Source organism: Streptomyces sp. LS1784 (assembly GCF_020103755.1).
In the GTDB taxonomy this organism is placed as follows: Bacteria; Actinomycetota; Actinomycetes; order Streptomycetales; family Streptomycetaceae; genus Kitasatospora.
On sequence record NZ_JAHSQD010001130.1, the window covers coordinates 1 to 1043 of the forward strand.

At 75.3% G+C, this 1043-nt stretch carries 1 protein-coding gene; it reads left to right on the forward strand.

Annotated features, from left to right (window positions below; all coding sequences use genetic code 11):
- Positions 1-104: 104 nt before the first annotated feature.
- The coding region (locus tag KS423_RS46115; RefSeq protein WP_224285606.1) for a bile acid:sodium symporter family protein at positions 105-1043 on the forward strand (939 nt) is incomplete at its 3' end.

Here is a 1043-nt window from a genome sequence, read left to right on the forward strand (position 1 = left end):
CGGAGCAGCCACCAGGGCTCCGGGCGCGCGGGGAACGGACGCAGTCGCAGTGCGGGCCCGGGCCCCGCTCCCGCGGGCTGCTGCCCCGCCGGCTGGACCCGTACATGGCGGCGCTGGCCGGGACGGTCGGGCTGGCCGCGCTGTTCCCGGCCTCGGGCGTCTCGGCCCGGGTCGCCGGGGTCGCCTGCGACCTCGCGGTGGCGCTGCTGTTCTTCCTCTACGGCGCCCGGCTCTCCACCCGCGAGACGCTGGCGGGGCTGCGCCACCTTCGGCTGCACGGGCTGGTGCTGGCCGCCACCTTCGTTCTCTTCCCGCTGCTCGGGCTGGCCACCGCGCTGCTCACGCCCGTCCCGCTGACCGGGCCGTTGCAGACCGGGGTGCTCTTCCTCTGTCTGGTTCCCTCCACGGTGCAGTCCTCGGTGGCGCTCACCGGCGCCGCCGGGGGCAACATCCCGGCGGCGATCTGCGCGGGCACCTACTCAAGTCTGGCGGGGCTGGTGCTGACGCCGCTGCTGTCGGCCTGGCTGCTGGGTTCGCACACCGCGCTGTCCGCGGACGGGCTGCTACGGATCGGGCTGCAGCTGCTCGCGCCGTTCCTGCTCGGGCAGTTGTCGCGGCCGTGGCTCGGCGGCCTGCTCTCCCGGCACAAGCGGGTGCTCACCCCGGTGGATCGCGGCTCGATCCTGCTGGTCGTCTACACGGCGTTCAGCGCGGCGGTGTCCCAGGGCATCTGGGGCCTGGCCACCCCCCTCGCGCTGCTCGGACTGCTCGCGGTGCTGCTCGCCCTGCTGGCCGCCGCCCTGGCGGCCACCGGGCTCGGCGCCCGGCTGCTGGGACTCGACCGTCCGGCAGCCGTGGCGGCGGTGCTGTGCGGTTCGCAGAAGAGCCTGGCCAACGGCCTGCCGATGGCCACCGTCCTGTTCGGAGCGCAAGCCGGACTGATGGTGCTGCCGCTGATGCTCTACCACCAGCTCCAGCTGATCGTCGGCACCGTCCTCGCCGGCCGCTGGTCGCGGGCGCCGACGGCCTCCGCGGCCGGCCCG